This is a genomic window from Paenibacillus enshidis (genome assembly GCF_042136365.1).
Taxonomy (GTDB): domain Bacteria; phylum Bacillota; class Bacilli; order Paenibacillales; family Paenibacillaceae; genus Paenibacillus; species Paenibacillus enshidis.
The window spans coordinates 11,587-26,810 of sequence record NZ_JBHHMI010000035.1; the positions used below are offsets into that span (position 1 = coordinate 11,587).

14 protein-coding genes are annotated in these 15,224 nt (G+C 50.7%); 5 read left to right on the forward strand and 9 right to left on the reverse strand.

Annotation, left to right across the window (positions count from 1 at the left end):
• Positions 1-55: 55 nt before the first annotated feature.
• Both ACE41H_RS22840 and trpS read left to right on the forward strand, forming a co-directional pair.
• Positions 56-1,375 carry a glutamate-1-semialdehyde 2,1-aminomutase gene (locus tag ACE41H_RS22840; RefSeq protein ID WP_375357902.1) on the forward strand — a complete coding sequence of 440 codons (1,320 nt, stop codon included), beginning with the start codon at positions 56-58 and terminating at the stop codon, positions 1,373-1,375.
• A 461-nt stretch (positions 1,376-1,836) separates the two neighbouring features.
• The gene (gene trpS, locus ACE41H_RS22845; protein WP_375357872.1) at positions 1,837-2,826 is read left to right on the forward strand and encodes a tryptophan--tRNA ligase; all 990 of its coding nucleotides are present in this window, start codon (positions 1,837-1,839) and stop codon (positions 2,824-2,826) included.
• 314 nt (positions 2,827-3,140) lie between these two features.
• Here trpS and ACE41H_RS22850 read toward each other — a convergent pair whose 3' ends face one another.
• From ACE41H_RS22850 to ACE41H_RS22860, 3 genes are all read right to left on the reverse strand, one after another.
• Positions 3,141-4,034, reverse strand: coding sequence for a class I SAM-dependent methyltransferase (locus ACE41H_RS22850; protein WP_375357873.1), 894 nt, complete (start codon positions 4,032-4,034; stop codon positions 3,141-3,143).
• Between the two features lie 136 nt (positions 4,035-4,170).
• On the reverse strand, positions 4,171-4,569 hold the full coding sequence (locus tag ACE41H_RS22855) for an RrF2 family transcriptional regulator (protein WP_375357874.1): 399 nt from the start codon (positions 4,567-4,569) through the stop codon (positions 4,171-4,173).
• Positions 4,570-4,656: 87 nt separating this feature from the next.
• Entirely contained in the window at positions 4,657-5,463 is an 807-nt protein-coding gene (locus tag ACE41H_RS22860) for a LysR substrate-binding domain-containing protein (RefSeq protein ID WP_375357875.1), read from the reverse strand.
• Positions 5,464-5,616: 153 nt separating this feature from the next.
• Between ACE41H_RS22860 and ACE41H_RS22865 the strand changes: the two genes are divergently transcribed.
• From ACE41H_RS22865 to ACE41H_RS22875, 3 genes are all read left to right on the forward strand, one after another.
• Positions 5,617-6,453 carry an MFS transporter gene (locus tag ACE41H_RS22865; RefSeq protein ID WP_375357876.1) on the forward strand — a complete coding sequence of 279 codons (837 nt, stop codon included), beginning with the start codon at positions 5,617-5,619 and terminating at the stop codon, positions 6,451-6,453.
• 522 nt (positions 6,454-6,975) lie between these two features.
• Entirely contained in the window at positions 6,976-8,160 is a 1,185-nt protein-coding gene (locus ACE41H_RS22870; protein WP_375357877.1) for a matrixin family metalloprotease, read from the forward strand.
• A gap of 122 nt (positions 8,161-8,282) precedes the next feature.
• Positions 8,283-8,771, forward strand: coding sequence for a hypothetical protein (locus tag ACE41H_RS22875; RefSeq protein WP_375357878.1), 489 nt, complete (start codon positions 8,283-8,285; stop codon positions 8,769-8,771).
• A 92-nt stretch (positions 8,772-8,863) separates the two neighbouring features.
• Here the strand turns inward: ACE41H_RS22875 and ACE41H_RS22880 are convergent, their stop codons facing one another.
• The 6 genes from ACE41H_RS22880 to ACE41H_RS22905 form a co-directional block, all read right to left on the reverse strand.
• On the reverse strand, positions 8,864-9,256 hold the full coding sequence (locus ACE41H_RS22880) for a sensory rhodopsin transducer (RefSeq protein ID WP_375357879.1): 393 nt from the start codon (positions 9,254-9,256) through the stop codon (positions 8,864-8,866).
• A gap of 55 nt (positions 9,257-9,311) precedes the next feature.
• Complete coding sequence (locus tag ACE41H_RS22885; protein WP_375357903.1) at positions 9,312-10,346, reverse strand: glycoside hydrolase family 88/105 protein; 1,035 nt, start codon at positions 10,344-10,346, stop codon at positions 9,312-9,314.
• Between the two features lie 233 nt (positions 10,347-10,579).
• Positions 10,580-11,842, reverse strand: a complete 1,263-nt coding sequence (locus tag ACE41H_RS22890; RefSeq protein ID WP_375357880.1) for a rhamnogalacturonan acetylesterase — start codon at positions 11,840-11,842, stop codon at positions 10,580-10,582.
• 54 nt (positions 11,843-11,896) lie between these two features.
• Positions 11,897-12,736: a carbohydrate ABC transporter permease gene (locus tag ACE41H_RS22895; RefSeq protein WP_375357881.1), complete on the reverse strand. Its 840-nt coding sequence runs from the start codon at positions 12,734-12,736 to the stop codon at positions 11,897-11,899.
• A 3-nt stretch (positions 12,737-12,739) separates the two neighbouring features.
• Entirely contained in the window at positions 12,740-13,642 is a 903-nt protein-coding gene (locus ACE41H_RS22900; protein WP_375357883.1) for a carbohydrate ABC transporter permease, read from the reverse strand.
• A 154-nt stretch (positions 13,643-13,796) separates the two neighbouring features.
• Positions 13,797-15,089: an ABC transporter substrate-binding protein gene (locus tag ACE41H_RS22905; RefSeq protein WP_375357884.1), complete on the reverse strand. Its 1,293-nt coding sequence runs from the start codon at positions 15,087-15,089 to the stop codon at positions 13,797-13,799.
• Positions 15,090-15,224 lie beyond the last annotated feature (135 nt).

Sequence of the window (15,224 nt, forward strand, 5' to 3'; positions counted from 1 at the left end):
CAGGTATGCTGTTTAAATGTCTCTTTTATTATGTCAAGAAAGGAATTTACATATGATGAACCGAAAAAAATCTGAAACGTTGTACCAGGAAGCTCTTGAGCATATCGTCGGAGGCGTGAACAGCCCTTCCCGCTCCTTCAAGGCGGTCGGCGGCGGAGCCCCCGTATTCATGGAGAAGGCGCAGGGCGCCCACTTCTGGGACGTGGACGGCAACAAGTATATCGACTATCTGGCTGCCTATGGCCCCATCATTACCGGCCATGCCCATCCCCATATTATCCAGGCCATTGCCGAAGCCGCTGCCAATGGGGTACTGTACGGGACGCCGACCACGCTGGAAATCAAGCTGGCCCGCATGCTGAAGGAAGCCATTCCTTCCATGGACAAGGTCCGCTTCGTCAACTCCGGCACTGAGGCGGTCATGACCACGATCCGCGTGGCGCGTGCCTATACGAAACGCAACAAAATCATTAAGTTTGCGGGCTGTTACCACGGCCATTCTGATCTCGTGCTCGTGGCCGCAGGCTCGGGACCTTCCACGCTGGGCATTCCGGACAGCGCCGGCATTCCCGTCAGCATCGCCAAAGAGGTGATTACCGTTCCGTTCAATGATCTGGACAGTCTGCGTCAAGCGCTGGAGCATTGGGGCGAGGACATCGCAGCAGTAATGGTGGAACCGATCGTGGGCAATTTCGGCATGGTGATGCCGCAACCCGGCTTCCTGGAAGGGCTGTGCAGCATGGCCCGCTCCAACGGCTCACTCGTCATTTACGATGAGGTTATCACCGCCTTCCGCTTCCATTACGGCTCCACCCAAACCTATGCGGGCCTGGACAACCTGGACGCTATTCAGCCAGATTTGACGGCACTGGGCAAAATCATCGGCGGTGGACTGCCGATTGGCGCCTACGGTGGCAGCAAGCAAGTGATGGAGCAGGTAGCACCGCTCGGCCCGGCCTACCAGGCAGGCACGATGGCAGGCAATCCGGCCTCAATCTCGGCAGGCATCGCATGTCTGGAGGTGCTGCAGGGTGAAGGAGTATACGAGGAGATGGAACGGCTAGCCGTGAAGCTTACAGACGGGCTGCAGGCTTCTGCGGAGCGCCATGGGGTGCCGATGACCATCAACCGGATTCGCGGAGCGTTCTCGACCCACTTCTGCGATCACCCGGTGACGAACTATGAGGAAGCACAGGATACGGACAGTGAGGCATTCGCCGCCTTCTTCCGCCATATGCTGGACCGCGGCATCAATCTGGCCCCTTCCAAGTATGAGGCATGGTTCCTGACGACCGCCCATACGGACGGCGACATTGACGCCACACTGGAAGCGGCCGACGAGTCGCTCCGCCTTGTGGCGCAGTGGATAAAATGATCGGATCATTATATACTGGAAAAAATTATGTACGGCGATGATGAAGAGAAGTAAGTGCGGGAAGGATCTGCAGAGAGCCGGCACAAGGTGCGAGCCGGTGTTCCGCCTGCATTGAAATTGGGCTTCGGAGCTCCAAGCTGAACAGCTGCTGCCGGCAGCGGTAGGCGAGGCGGGATCATCCACCCGTTAACAAGGGACACGGTATCGGCGAATCCGGAAGGCTTCTCCCGTACCCGCGAGAGGACTGCTCCGACAGTCAAGCAAGGTGGCACCACGAAGCGAAGGCTTCGTCCTTGAAGTCGTGTTATTTTCACATGAAAATGACACGCTCAGGGACGGAGTCTTTTTGGCATTGGATGCACGCCGGGAACAGAGGCAAATGACTTGAAAGGAGGTGGTGGCCATGGAGGATGGCTGGTGGTGGAAATTGTTCAAAAATATCCATTCAGGGAGGAATTACAATGACAAGCGATATTATTCTGACCGGGGACCGGACGACCGGCAAGCTGCACCTTGGCCACTATGTGGGAAGCCTGCGCAGCCGCGTCGAGCTCCAGCATGTGTACCCTACTTTCATTCTGCTCGCCGATGTGCAGGCGCTGACTACGCATTTTGAACATCCCGGGCTGATTGCGGACAGTGTGAGACAGGTCGCACTCGATTATTTGGCTGTCGGGATTGATCCCGAACGTGCCACCCTGTTCATCCAGTCCATGATTCCGGAAATTGCGGAGCTGACCCAATATTTCTCCATGTTCGTTACCGTCAATTCGTTACGTCACAATCCAACGGTGAAGAGTGAAGCCAAGGAACGCGGCTATAATGACATGTATTACGGGTTTCTGGGCTATCCGGTGAGCCAGGCGGCAGACATCGCCTTCTGTAAGGCAACCCTTGTTCCGGCCGGGGAAGATCAGATTCCGCATATCGAGCAGGCTCGTAAAATAGTACGCCGCTTCAACGAGCTTTACCGCTCTGTGTTCAAGGAGCCTCGCATTCTGATTGGCGGCAGACTTACCGGCCTGGACGGAGGAAGCAAGATGAGCAAAAGCCTGGGCAACGCCCTGTACCTTGACTCTTCCCATGAAGAGGTTGAGCTGAAGCTGGCCAAGGCCAAGACAGACCCGGCGCGCGTTCGCAGGCATGATCCGGGCCACCCGGATATCTGCCCGGTATACGAATATCACCGGCACTTCAGACCGGAGCAATGCGCAGACATCCATGAGCTATGCTCCAAAGGCGCGATCGGCTGCACGGACTGCAAGCAGCTTGCCACCCAAGCGGTAAATGAGCTGCTGGAGCCCATCCGGGAACGGCGCAGCGGCCTTGCCGGCAGGATGAATCATATCGATGAAATTCTGGTGGAAGGTACACGCAAAGCGCGTGCCGTTGCCCGCGAGACGATGCTCGAGGTGCGGGAGGCGATGGGAATCAACTATTTCGGGGATTGAAGCAACCTGATTTGTTTAATGAAAAAATTCAAGGTCTGCCCCAAAGGTTATACAGTGCCTTGGGCAGACCTTTTCCTATTCAGGACAATGAGCGACATTTACAAAAAGGACAGGGAAGCCCTTATTGTTATGAAATAAGGCTTATTTCACCCACACCCGGACTGAGTTGCAGTTATATGCGGAAATATCTGCTGTTCGTTAACTGTTTTAGGCGAATAAGATCTTTCCTGTCCGCAAACTTAATTTTATTAGCGAAATTTCGCAAATAACGTCCCTACAGTCCGTAACATCTATGGTTGTTGGGCTAACTTCCTTTAGCCTCGTTTACTGTACATATTTTGATCACGGGTTTGAATCAGCACTTTGCCGAAACGCCCTCCCTGCTGGAAAACCACCTTGTTGTCAGGATAAGTCTGGTGCAAATAGTCTGTAACGATGCTCAGGGCACGCTGATCATCGGGCTGCTGCTGTACACGGAGCATGGCCATCACTTCATGAACAGCCTCTTCAATGGACTTTTCAACGGTTTTCATTTCACGGGTAACGAGCGAGGTATAGGAATACCCTTTCAGGTACAGGAGCTGCAGCAAATAATACATCTCTGAATTCCCGTGCTCTCTTCTCCGGCCCGTAATGAGTGGTATGATTTCATCCAGCAGTCCATGCTCAGTGCCGCCTGCTGACAGGCTGATATAACAGAAGCGGCTGGCACAGCTGATAAGGTTCTCTACACTTTGCCAATCCCTGACCGCCGGGGACATCGAGGCAAACACGATATCAAATGCATTCCTCCAGCCCGCAGCTTCAAGATCAATCGCTTCAAAGGTCTCCCGCACCAATTTTACACTTCCGGATTCCAGCCTGCCCGCATTTTCCAGCAGCAAATCAGACAGGGGAACGTTCGGCTCCACTGCTGTGACCTTCGCTCCACGTTCGGCAAAAGGAATCGCGAAGCCGCCCGACGCTGCGCCTACATCCAGCACGGAAGCCCCCGCAACATTCACGCCTTGATTCTCCAGCCAGCCGATAATCCTCTCCGTTCTCCGGACCCCCTCCTCGCTGAACACCTGCTTGTTAAATTCCTTGGCCTTGTGATCAAAGCTATGCGCAGGATCAAGGCCCGCCTGTTGCATCCGATTAGCAAATGTGTGTGGATCGTTCTTCCAGGCTTCCTCCCAAAATCGCGGGTCTAGCGTATCCATCGTCATCAAAGTCATCCTTTCTGTATTTGAGTTTGTATTCATCGAAATCCAGTTAAGCTCATCCTTTTAGTAAAACAATCTCTAGTAAAGGTTATAACAGACTCTTTATATCCACAATAGAGCCAATGAAAACGGCGGATGACTATTCCGCCTTCATTCGTTTCGCCACATCAGCGATTTTCTTGTTGCCCAGAAACTGCTCCAACTGCTGCTCGGCTTCGACCACCACCTGCTGAACGAGACATTCGCTGCCGTGATCCAGGCTGCATTCAAACATGGAGGCTGTTCCTTCGATCGCATGAATCACGTCCAAAAAAGAAATATCTTCATAGCTGCGCCGCAGCCGATACCCGCCATTTGCACCTGAAACGGATTGAATCAGCCCAGCTTTGACCAGCTTGGTCAGCATTTTGGACAAATAGGTTTGGGAAACGCCCATCTTCTCGGCCAAAACCGCTACCCCCACAGGCTTATCCGGTGCGGCAGCCACCAGATAGAGCATCGCATGCAGCGCATAGTCGGTTGCTTGTGAATATTTCATGGAGTCACACCTTTATTCAAGACTTAACGAGTCTATAATAACGCTATTCATTCACATTATCAAGTATCTAATTTGAAAAGTAAATTTTCACAGCTTCTTATAATACTGAATCAAGAACCGTTGAAGCTCCTGTGCAGCAAACGATAAATAACGATTTTCGCATGAAGCTATAGTGAACGTGCGCTGCGCCCCCGGAATTTGCAGCAAAGCTACCGCTGTCGGTGATTCATCGCTTTTGCAGGCCGGGACCAGTGCGACGCCCAGCCCCGCCTGCACCAGGCTGCCAAGCGCGGACGGCTCTTCCACCTCACATACAATTTCCGGGCGTATTCCCGCCTGACGGCGCAGTTCCTCATTCATCTCCCTGAACGGATGGCCTTCCTTGTATTCGATGAAAGGTTCCTGACCCGTTTCCTGCAGCGTAATGCTGTCTCTCCCTTCCAGCCGGTGTCCCGGGGGAACGGCCAGATAGATATCGGCATGCATAACCGGTATTTCTCTAATTCCCGGTTGATTAAGTGCCGCAGCCGTAAAGCAGAGATCTGCCTCGCCCTTATTCAAGAGATTCACCATATCTCCTGTGGCCGAAGGAGCGATTTGTAAAATGCGAAAATTGACCTCCGGACGCCGCTCGCGAAACCGCCTGATCGGACCGGTCAAACGGGCCAGCGCATTGGTCGCGACGGATATTTTTCCACGAGCTGTCCCCGCCAGATCGGATAACTCTCTTTTACCTTCCTCAAGCGCATGGAGCGCCTCATCTACCTTCGAGAGAAAAGCCCTGCCATACTCGTTTAATTGAATTTGGCGGTTGCGGCGATCGAACAGTGGTATGCCCAATTCATCCTCCAGCCTGGCTACCTTTTGAAAATACCTTAACTGTAGCAGTTCCATTTGGCAGACCTCCAATTAATATACCTAAGGATATGAATATATATTAAGATATATTTTTAATTATGTAATTCCAATTGTAATATAAGTGGCAGCAGAGCGAAAGATTCAATATGCCGCAGTTCGAAAAAAGATGGCTGGATGGAGGACAACTCAATGAATACCATGGAAACTGATCTACAGACAGGCATCAGATTAATGCGCGTTCTGGCCTTTACGATGGTCATTTCGGTCATGAACGCGACCATGTTCAATATCGTACTTCCGCAGATGAGAGAAGAATTGGGAATCTCGGTAACACAGGTAAGCTGGGTATTCTCCTTTTATACGCTTTTTTATGCCATTGGGGTAGCCATCTTCGGCAAGCTGGCCGATAAATACCGCCTTAAGTCGCTGCTCACCTTCGGTCTGGCGGTTCTGGCTATCGGGTCACTGACCGGCTTGTCAGCGCAGACCTTCTGGATGGTCATTGCCGGACGCATTCTGCAGGCAGCTGGCGCTTCCATTATACCGGTGATGGCCATGCTGATCCCTATCCGTTACTTCCCGCCCGAAAACCGGGGAAGGGCGCTCGGAATATCCGCCACGGGACTTGCACTGGGCAACGCGATAGGGCCGGTTGTTTCCGCGCTAGTGGTAGGCACCCTCCATTGGCGCTGGCTCTTCGCTATACCGCTGCTGATGATATTCATGCTGCCGTTTTACCGCAAGTATTTGACGGATGAGCAGCCCAAGGGCGGAGTCGGCATGGGCCTCCTGTCCATGATCAACTTTCTATCCGGCACCATCTCTACGCTGATTTACAGTAAGATTCTCGATCAGGGCGCCGAACAGCAATGGAATCCGTTTTATTCTGCTCAAGGTAACTTCATGTACAGCAATATTTATCTCGCATTGTTTGTCTTGTACATCGCGCTTCTTGTTATCTACCAGTTGTATTTAAGAAGACACCTGATTACACCAGCCGCGTTAAAAGGAGAATGTCAATCTTAGGATCATATCAGAAGGCTGTTAATGGCATCATTGAAATCCTTATGAAGTGGGCTTTGATAGGGGTAAAACAAAAGTGTATTTATTGGCAGACGTTTTCAATCAGAAGAATTTATGCAGGCATTGAAGCGATCCGGATGTCCCGCTCAAGTTGATGCATTGGTGCCCTTAAGGAGAAGATTTATATTTTAAAAAAATCAAACTTTAACACAACTTTTTACCATTCAATGTGTCTATATAGTGAATGCTTTTTTTTGCATCAGATAGCAGGATAACACCCGCTCCCATCTGTTACAATGGCATTGAAATTTGAGTGGCTCTTTACTCTGCCATAGTAAAGCGAGCAACTTAGAATATAGATTACAATAATTATGCTTTATAAAGTGGGGAATACCAGGGCAGCTCATCTTGATAGGAGGTGCTCTTTTTGTAATACATTTGAAATCTGTATTACCTATGATTAGAGTTTCGATTTTATAAAAGCGTGCTGATACTTAATTCTAGTCTTATTGGGAGGGTAACAAGATGTCTAAAAAACAATTGAAAAAACCTTTAATTATAGCGGGTTCGGTACTTTTGTTAATGAGCAGTGCAGGAACATCTTTCGCCGCTTACAGTCATGAATTGTACTCTACAATTTGGACCCAGGGAAGATCAAGTGCCACGTATACTGTCCAATCCACTTTTGATACTACTACCAAAACACAAATTCAAACTGCAATGAGTCAATGGAATACTGCATTACCGTCAGGTAGTTTTTTATACAAGTCTTCCGCAGAGACTAGTTCTAGCAGCCCGAGTCAAGACGGCATCAATACCATTACCAAAAATGCATACGGAGCCAACTCTTTTACCGGTGAACATTTACCCTATGTTAACTCTTCCAATAGAGTTATTGAATCAGACATAAGGATCAACACTAGTCAGAACTGGTCTACTTCCCCCAAACCGGGTTATTATGATATTCAAAGTACGATGACTCATGAATTGGGCCACGCCCTTCGTGTAGGGCATTCACCGGTATATGATGATACCATGTACGGAGTGGGATCAATGAATACCGATTACAAAAGAACGCTCACTACTGCCGATAGAGAGGCAGCTCAATATTCCGTATCGAGATGGAAAAGCAATTTATTGAAAGCAAGTGATGGTGAAAACTCCGTTTCAGATGACACTTATAAAGTTGTTATTCATTCTGATGCCGAGGTTGTCCAATATGAGAAGAATCAGCTTGTAAATGAAGCAGATGTTATTGTATCTGGAACCGTCATTTCTCAAGAAGTCCAAAAAGATTTTGAAGGATTTCCTGTCACTGATACTACGATTAGGGTCCATACTGTTTATAAGGGGGAACCTGGTGAGACGGTGGAAATACGGGTGAATGGCGGGGAAACTGATGATATGGTGTACACTCTCGATGAAGCAGCAGCCCCTACATTAAATATTGGAGAAGAAGTCATTGTATTCCTTAGTGCTAATAAAGGATTAAGACCGGATAAAGACGACTTCGGCTATTACTTGGTAGGACAAGCCCAAGGGAAGTTTAATATTAGTGCCCAACCCCAAGGCTTGGTCGAAAATAGTACAGATACCCACAGTTTTGATTTTAACAATATTCAAAATGAAATTGATCAGATCGAAAAATATAACAAGGAAAATAATATTCCAAGAAAATTCCTTCCAGAAGGCGAGGAAAGTAATATTTAACTTAAAATATTTGAAAAGCAGCCCCTCGCGGGTTGCTTTTCTATTGTGCAACATTTCCGGTTTTGAGTACGTTATTTTAGGTAACCAGTATCAAGGAGGGGATTGTCATAAAAGTAAAGTCGTTGTATTTTGTTCTATGTGTTTTAGTGGTTTTTCTAACATCGGCCTGCGCTAATGGCGTTACAAGCTCAGGTTCTCAGAATGAACTCAGTGAACCTTATCGTTTAGCGTTGGATGAATTAATATCAACAGATACAGCTCTCAATGAAAACATTGAGTACATTTCACTGGATTTCGATAAAGAACTTCCGTTAGAGGATTCTGATAAGCAAAGTATTGAGAGGTACCTTCATAATAAATTTAACGTTAAGATTTATAATCTCACATATGAACAATTGGTTAAAGAAGAATTGTATGACCAGGGAGGGACCACACTGAAAGGGATTCTACTGAAAATTGAAAAGCAAGAGCAGTCGGATAACAAGAATAGTATCACTATAGAGGTCACTAAATATCGTTCAAATCAGGGTGCGCTCTCTGCAAAAGTAACTTTAACCTATCAGGATGGTCAATGGAAAATCGTTAATAAGATTCCTACAAGTGAAAGTTAAAGGTGCATATTGTTCTGTTATTACAAACAAAAGAGAGCCTCAGGCCAATGGACCTTATGGGGCTCCCCTTATGCTTTTGCAGCTATATCGTTTCACTTATCCGCCGGATAAGCCATCACGCTCATCAAGGCCAGCTCTGGCTGGGTCGTGTCGAGCCGGCTGTACTGGACGAACACCGGCACATCGCTCTCAACCGTGATCGCGTAAGGCACCCCCTCTGGAATCCGTTCTCCGGCCTTTTCCAGAGAAGCAGTGCGAATATGGCGGGTCCGTCTTCCCTCAACGATCTCCCCAATCCCTTCCAACGGCTCTCGGTCCTCGAAATAAATATGAATCCGCAGTTGTGCCGCCGCCTCTCCGCAGTTCAGAACACAGATGCTCTCATGACTAACCAGCCCCCCGCTGCTGTCCGGCGGAATGTAACCGTCAGGAATGACCCAGAAGCAGCTTCCCTTGTTCTGCCTGTTCAACTCTCCAGCATTCATGCTCTATCCTCCCTTGCCTCGCCGAAAACTTTTGCCTCACCAAAATACCCAGCCGTCATCCAAAAGGATTTTCTTTCGTGCGCAGCAGCTCGGCCAGAAATGCCAGCGTGAGCCCCTGGCCCCAGCCTTGAATCCGCTTGTAAGGAACGTTCCGGTAGCCGTCGATATCGTTCATGACGGCCGTGCCTGCCGATACGCCTGTAACTGTACCGTCCTCCTTGATGGTGGACAGAATGCCATCAATGGCCTTCTGCGCATATTTGTTGTAGAGCCGGCCCTGCATCAGCAGCGCCGTTGCAATACCCGCCGATCCCGACGCTTCCAGATAGGAGGTTTCGTCATCCAGAACCGTATGCCACAGCCCTTCCGGCGACTGCAGACGGACAAGTGCGCTCATTTGATCACGCAGAGACCCCGCTATGATCATATAAGACGGATGCTGCACCTCGATCAGCTTCAACGCTTTGGCCATGGTCAAGGCCGCCCAGGAATTGCCACGCGCCCAATACATGCCGGACATATGATTCTGGTTCACATGGTCCCAGCCATGGTAGTACAGATTCGTATCCGGGTCCTGCAGAAATTCCTCGTGGCCGTGATACTGCTTCAGGCCATCGTCAAAGTACTCCTTTTTCCCCAACAGATGACCGATTCTGAGCAAATAGTACCCGGCCATAAACATCGTATCCACCCACGCCTGCTGCGGAAATACATCATGCAGCGAATTGACGGTGTGTTGGAAAATGCCGTCCGCGAACCGCTCCGCCTTATTCGCCAGAAACTCGGCCATTTCCTTGGCAATATTCAGATACTTCTCGTCATCGGTCGCCTGATACAGCGTCAGCAGACAGTGCCCGATGGACACCCCGTTCACCGACAGCTTCGGCAGCCCATCCTCGATATTCTCATCCACCCAGGCCTTCAGCTTGTGCAGGTATTCCTCCTTCCCCGTGGCATCATAGGCCTCGCATACCCCGTAAAATGCCACTCCGCCGGGCCAGTCCCAGCTGAAATCCATATTGAAGGTTCTTTCCACTACCCGATCCATGACCTGTCTTACATGCTCCTCATCAAAAACAAGTGCCGGCATTTCCAACAGCTCCTCCCGTTCATTCATCTGCATATCCATATAACTCCCTGTTAGAGGTTGTTCAAAAAGTCATCTTTTGATCACGAAGCAAATCAGGAAGCGAACTCGACATCGAATCTTGAATTCAGCCGGGCCTTCCGGTGCTCACGTACCCCAAGTACGCTCCGCTCCTCAGTCCCTAGCTTCATCCAACCTTCTCGGTGCTGAAAACCTGACTTTTTGAACTCGCACTATTATCTTAAATACATCAGCAAAGGCTGAAGCTGAAGCTCACGAACAGCTTCCACCACCAGCTCCGCAATCCTGGCCGCACCCGTCTCCTGAAAATGGGTGTTATCCTCCGTCCCGGCGGGAAAATTCAGATATTCTCCCGGCAGTGTCCACATAAACAGCTCCTTGCTGCCCTCTGGCCCCACAGTTTCCAGCAAAATGCGTGTCTTCTCTGCCAGATCGATCAGCGGCACGCCGCATTCCACAGCCAGTTCACGCACAGCGGAGATGTACTCCCCATGCGTGTCCAGCAGCCGGCCCTCCTCGTCAAAATATCTCCGCTGCACCGGTGTAATCAGCACCGGCTGAGCCTGCACCGCGCGGGCAGCGTCAATATATCTGCGCAAATATTCCTTATACGTCGTATGCGCATCTGTGCCCCGCTGCGGGTCGGCTTTCTCGTCGTTGTGCCCGAACTGGATCAGCAGAAAATTGCCCGCCTTCATACGGGTCAGCAGCGCATCCAGCCGGCCCTCTTCAATAAAGCTGCGCGAGCTCCTGCCTGAAACCGCGTGATTGTCCACACATACATCATGCTTGAACAAAGCGGGCAGCATCTGTCCCCAGCCCGCATACGGATAGCCGGAAGCAGGCTGATCCGTGACGGTGGAGTCACCGGCCAGAAAAAGAGTTAGCGTCTGCGGGGCGGGCGTAATTTCCAGCGCATTCACACGCGGCGCCTTGCCCGAAAAGGCCAACCGCAGCATGCCCCCGTATACCGGAATGGAGAAGCGGTGCTCCACGAATTGCCCTGCTGCGGTCCGGATGGGCGGCAGCACGCGCTTGCTGCCCCCCGCTTTGACCACCGTATGCGTATCTGCCAGCTCATCTCCAGTGAGCATGTTCACCATATAGGTGCCATCCGGCAGATCGGCACGGAAAACGGCGCCAAGCGGGATACAGAAGCTGCCCCGCAGGCGTGTCACAACAGCATCACCCGATGGGACAGCAATACCACCCGCCTCTCCTGTCTTTCCACCGTCTTCCTTCAAACGCCGGTCACGACCATACACGCTTCCGCTGGCTTCAAAGCCATACCCTTTATCTGCATCATATCTGCAGTCAGGACCGACAGCCGTATAACCCTCTGCCGCGATGCCCGGCCCGAAGTCGAATCTCCATCCTTCCGCCCGGGTCAGCTCCTGATCCCTATCCGCCTGCTGCCCAACCTTCTGGGCCTGCCCACTGCTCACTGTCGACTGGCCTGCTGCTTCCGCACTTTTCATTCCAGCTCTCCTTTCTTCCCCTTGATATTCCTTCCAAATTCATCCGTTCACCTATTACCCCTTCAACCCGCTGGTGCTCATTCCTTCAACGATCTGCTTCTGGAATAAGAAAAATACGACAATGACCGGAACCAGACTTACGATGGACATGGCGAACATCCCGCCCCAGTTGGAGGCCGCCTCACTGTCAAGGAACATTTTCAGTGCCATGGATACCGTGTATTTTTCCGGAGAGTTCAGATAGAGCACAGGTCCCAGCAGATCCTCCCATCTCCAGTAGAAGGAAAAGATGGCCGCTGTGGCGAGTGACGATTTCAGCAAGGGCAAAATAATTTGCGCATACAGCCGGAACTTGCCGCATCCGTCAATGGTAGCCGCCTCATCCAGCTCGCTTGGGATCGTACGGATAAACTGAATCATCAGGAAGATGAAGAACGGCATCCCGAAAAAGGCAGGCACAACGATAGGCAGGATCGTATTCAGCCAGCCCAGCTTGGAAAAGATGATATACTGCGGCACCAGTACCACATCATGCGGCAGCATCAGAGTCACCATCATGAGCGCAAACCAGAAGTTTCGCCCCCGGAAACGGAGACGGGCAAAACCGAATGCAATCAGGGAAGAGGATATGACCGCCCCGATGGTCGAAATGACAACAAGCACAAGCGAGTTATAAATATACTTGCCAAAGCTGTAACCGGAGACGCCCTGCCAGCCAATCGGGTAATTCTCCCACTTCCATTCTGTGGGCCACAGCGTGCCTGCCGTAACGAAAATGGTGCGGCTTTCCTTGAATGAACTGAACAGCATCCAGATCACCGGATAGAGCATCGCTATGGCCAGCGCGGCTACAAGCACATGGTAAAGAGGCCATTTGACCGTTTTCCAGACCATAATTTAGCGCCCCCTTTCCGCTTCGTAGAACACCCAATATTTAGAGGTTATGAACAGAATAGCCGTCAAAATCCCAATAATGATCAGCATCATCCAGGCCATCGCGGAGGCATAGCCCATATTGTTAAACATGAACGCCTGACGGAACAGATACAACGAATAGAGCATCGTGCCGTCCAGCGGGCCGCCCTCGCCTTTGGAAATGATATATGCGGGCACAAAGGTCATGAAGGCGCTGATCGTTTGCATAATCAGGTTGAACAGAATAATCGGGCTGAGCAAGGGCAGCGTGATGTTGAAAAACTTGCGCACCGGACTGGCGCCGTCCACACTGGAAGCCTCGTACATCTCGTAAGGAATGTTTTTCAGTCCAGCCAGAAAAATAAGCATGGAGGAGCCGAACTGCCATACAGACAGCGCGATCAGCATGATCAAGGCGGCGTCAGGATCACCAAACCAACGGACAGGTCCTGCCCCGAACAAACCCAGCAGCTTGTTGATCACACCTTCGTTGCTGAAAATATTCCGCCACATAATGGACACGGCCACGCTACCCCCGATAATGGAAGGCAGATAATACATGGTCCGGTAGGCACCAACCATGCGTGATTTCGTATTCAGAATCATGGCGATGAACAAGGCGAACATCAGTCTTAAGGGCACCCCAAGAAATACGTACATAAAGGTAACTCTGACAGAGGTCCAATACTTCGGATCGCCTGTAAACATTTTTTCGTAATTGTCCAGCCCTATCCAGCGGGGCGAGGTGAACAAATTATAACTCGTGAAGGAAAGATACAGCGAAATAAACATGGGAATGAACGTAAATGCCAGAAAGCCAATGATGAACGGGCTGATAAAGGCATATCCCGTCAAATCCGCTCTGAGCGTAGACTTGTACCTCAAAAGGATCAACCTCCTTAAACGCGCCAGCCCCTTCGCAGTGCCGGACGCACGGTATATCACACTGTTTCGCACGGCACATAAGGGACAGGCGGCGGACCTCCGTCCTCACACCTGTCCTTCATGCAGAGCCGTTACAATTTAAACCATTGGCAGGCTACATGTTGTTAGCCAGGATGCCGTTCGCATCGGCGCGGAACCTGGCTGCCGCATCCTCAGGCGTCATTTGACCGAAACTGACCTGTTCCGCATAGTCTGTCAGGGCCGCGATCACTTCAGGCGATCCGACCGGAGGCGGAGGACTCATCGGCGAAGCCTTCGGCTCCATGGCGGCGACAAAGTCAAATACCTGCTGTGTCTGTTCACTCAGCTCAGGCGCGATCGCTTCCTTGATCTTGCTGGAAATCGGCACGCCCCGCTCACCCTTGATCAGCTTGTTGGCTTCCGCATCATTGATGAAGAAGTCGATAAACTTGGCCGCCTCTTCCTTTACTTTGGAGCTGGAGGCAATGGACCAGTACATCGACGGCTGCATGTAGATCCCTTTTTCCATGTCGGGACCAAACATTGGAGCCAGCTCCATTGGTTTGTTGGCTACCTGCTGCAATGCCACATATTGGTTGGACCACTGCCATTCGCCGATGCCTTTACCCTTCACAATCTGGTTCTCTTCGAGAATGCCTTTGGTCTGGCTTGTAATTTCCGGTGATGGTGTGCCGCCGCTCTTAATGTTTTCAGCCATAGCCCCGAAGAAATCTACGAACAGCTGGTCGTCATCATATCCCAACGCGTTGCCTTCCGCATTGTACAGCGACAGCCCTTTGGTGCGGAGGAAGTAGTTGAAGAAAATATCCGCCTGCATGCCGTTGTCGAAATAGACACCTTTTGCCCCTGCCTGTTTGTTCAGCTCTTTGTACTGATCCCAGGTCCAGTTCTCCGGAATGTCCAACCCGGTCTCCTTCAGCTTGGCCGGATCATATTGATATCCCAGCACATTGACCCCGGTAGGGATTCCATACTGCTTGCCTTCGACGATACCTGTTTTCAGAACGTTTTCTGCTACATCTCCAAGCTGCACCGATTTGTTCACATATGGACCCAGATCCTCAAGCTGCCCGTTTTTCGCATACTGGGTAATATAGGACACGTCCATCTGGATAATGTCAGGCAGCTGATTGGCGGCCGCCTGCGGCGCAAGCTTTTTCCAGTAGTCGTCGAACAAGGCGTATTCCACATCGATTTTCACATTTGGATGCTTTTGCTTATACAGGTCGATGACCTGCTGCGTGTATTCGTTGCGCTTATCCGACCCCCACCAGGCTATGCGAAGCGTAACCTGTCCATCGCCTGAACTTTGCCCGGTATTATTGCCGCTTCCTCCTCCGCCGCTGCAGGCTGCAGTCAGCATGAGCATGAGAACCATGACCGCCAAGAGACTCTTTTTCTTCATGTAGCTCTCCCCTTTTCGCTGGTATAGTGGAGCCCAACCGAAACATGCCTTATTTGTTGTTAACGCTTTCATTTGCTCCTGGTTGTATTGTCTCAAATCATCCCGCTGTTTTGAATACACAAATCCGGCCTCAAA

Bases quoted from the DNA above. Each gene is read 5' to 3' on its own strand.
- ACE41H_RS22840 (WP_375357902.1), top strand. From the start codon at position 56: ATGAACCGAAAAAAATCTGAAACGTTGTACCAGGAAGCTCTTGAGCAT.
- ACE41H_RS22905 (WP_375357884.1), bottom strand. From the start codon at position 15,089: ATGAAGAAAAAGAGTCTCTTGGCGGTCATGGTTCTCATGCTCATGCTG.
- ACE41H_RS22860 (WP_375357875.1), bottom strand. From the start codon at position 5,463: ATGGAACTGCTACAGTTAAGGTATTTTCAAAAGGTAGCCAGGCTGGAG.
- ACE41H_RS22890 (WP_375357880.1), bottom strand. From the start codon at position 11,842: ATGAAAAGTGCGGAAGCAGCAGGCCAGTCGACAGTGAGCAGTGGGCAG.
- ACE41H_RS22895 (WP_375357881.1), bottom strand. From the start codon at position 12,736: ATGGTCTGGAAAACGGTCAAATGGCCTCTTTACCATGTGCTTGTAGCC.
- trpS (WP_375357872.1), top strand. From the start codon at position 1,837: ATGACAAGCGATATTATTCTGACCGGGGACCGGACGACCGGCAAGCTG.
- ACE41H_RS22885 (WP_375357903.1), bottom strand. From the start codon at position 10,346: ATGCCGGCACTTGTTTTTGATGAGGAGCATGTAAGACAGGTCATGGAT.
- ACE41H_RS22870 (WP_375357877.1), top strand. From the start codon at position 6,976: ATGTCTAAAAAACAATTGAAAAAACCTTTAATTATAGCGGGTTCGGTA.
- ACE41H_RS22855 (WP_375357874.1), bottom strand. From the start codon at position 4,569: ATGAAATATTCACAAGCAACCGACTATGCGCTGCATGCGATGCTCTAT.
- ACE41H_RS22850 (WP_375357873.1), bottom strand. From the start codon at position 4,034: ATGACGATGGATACGCTAGACCCGCGATTTTGGGAGGAAGCCTGGAAG.
- ACE41H_RS22880 (WP_375357879.1), bottom strand. From the start codon at position 9,256: ATGAATGCTGGAGAGTTGAACAGGCAGAACAAGGGAAGCTGCTTCTGG.
- ACE41H_RS22865 (WP_375357876.1), top strand. From the start codon at position 5,617: ATGAATACCATGGAAACTGATCTACAGACAGGCATCAGATTAATGCGC.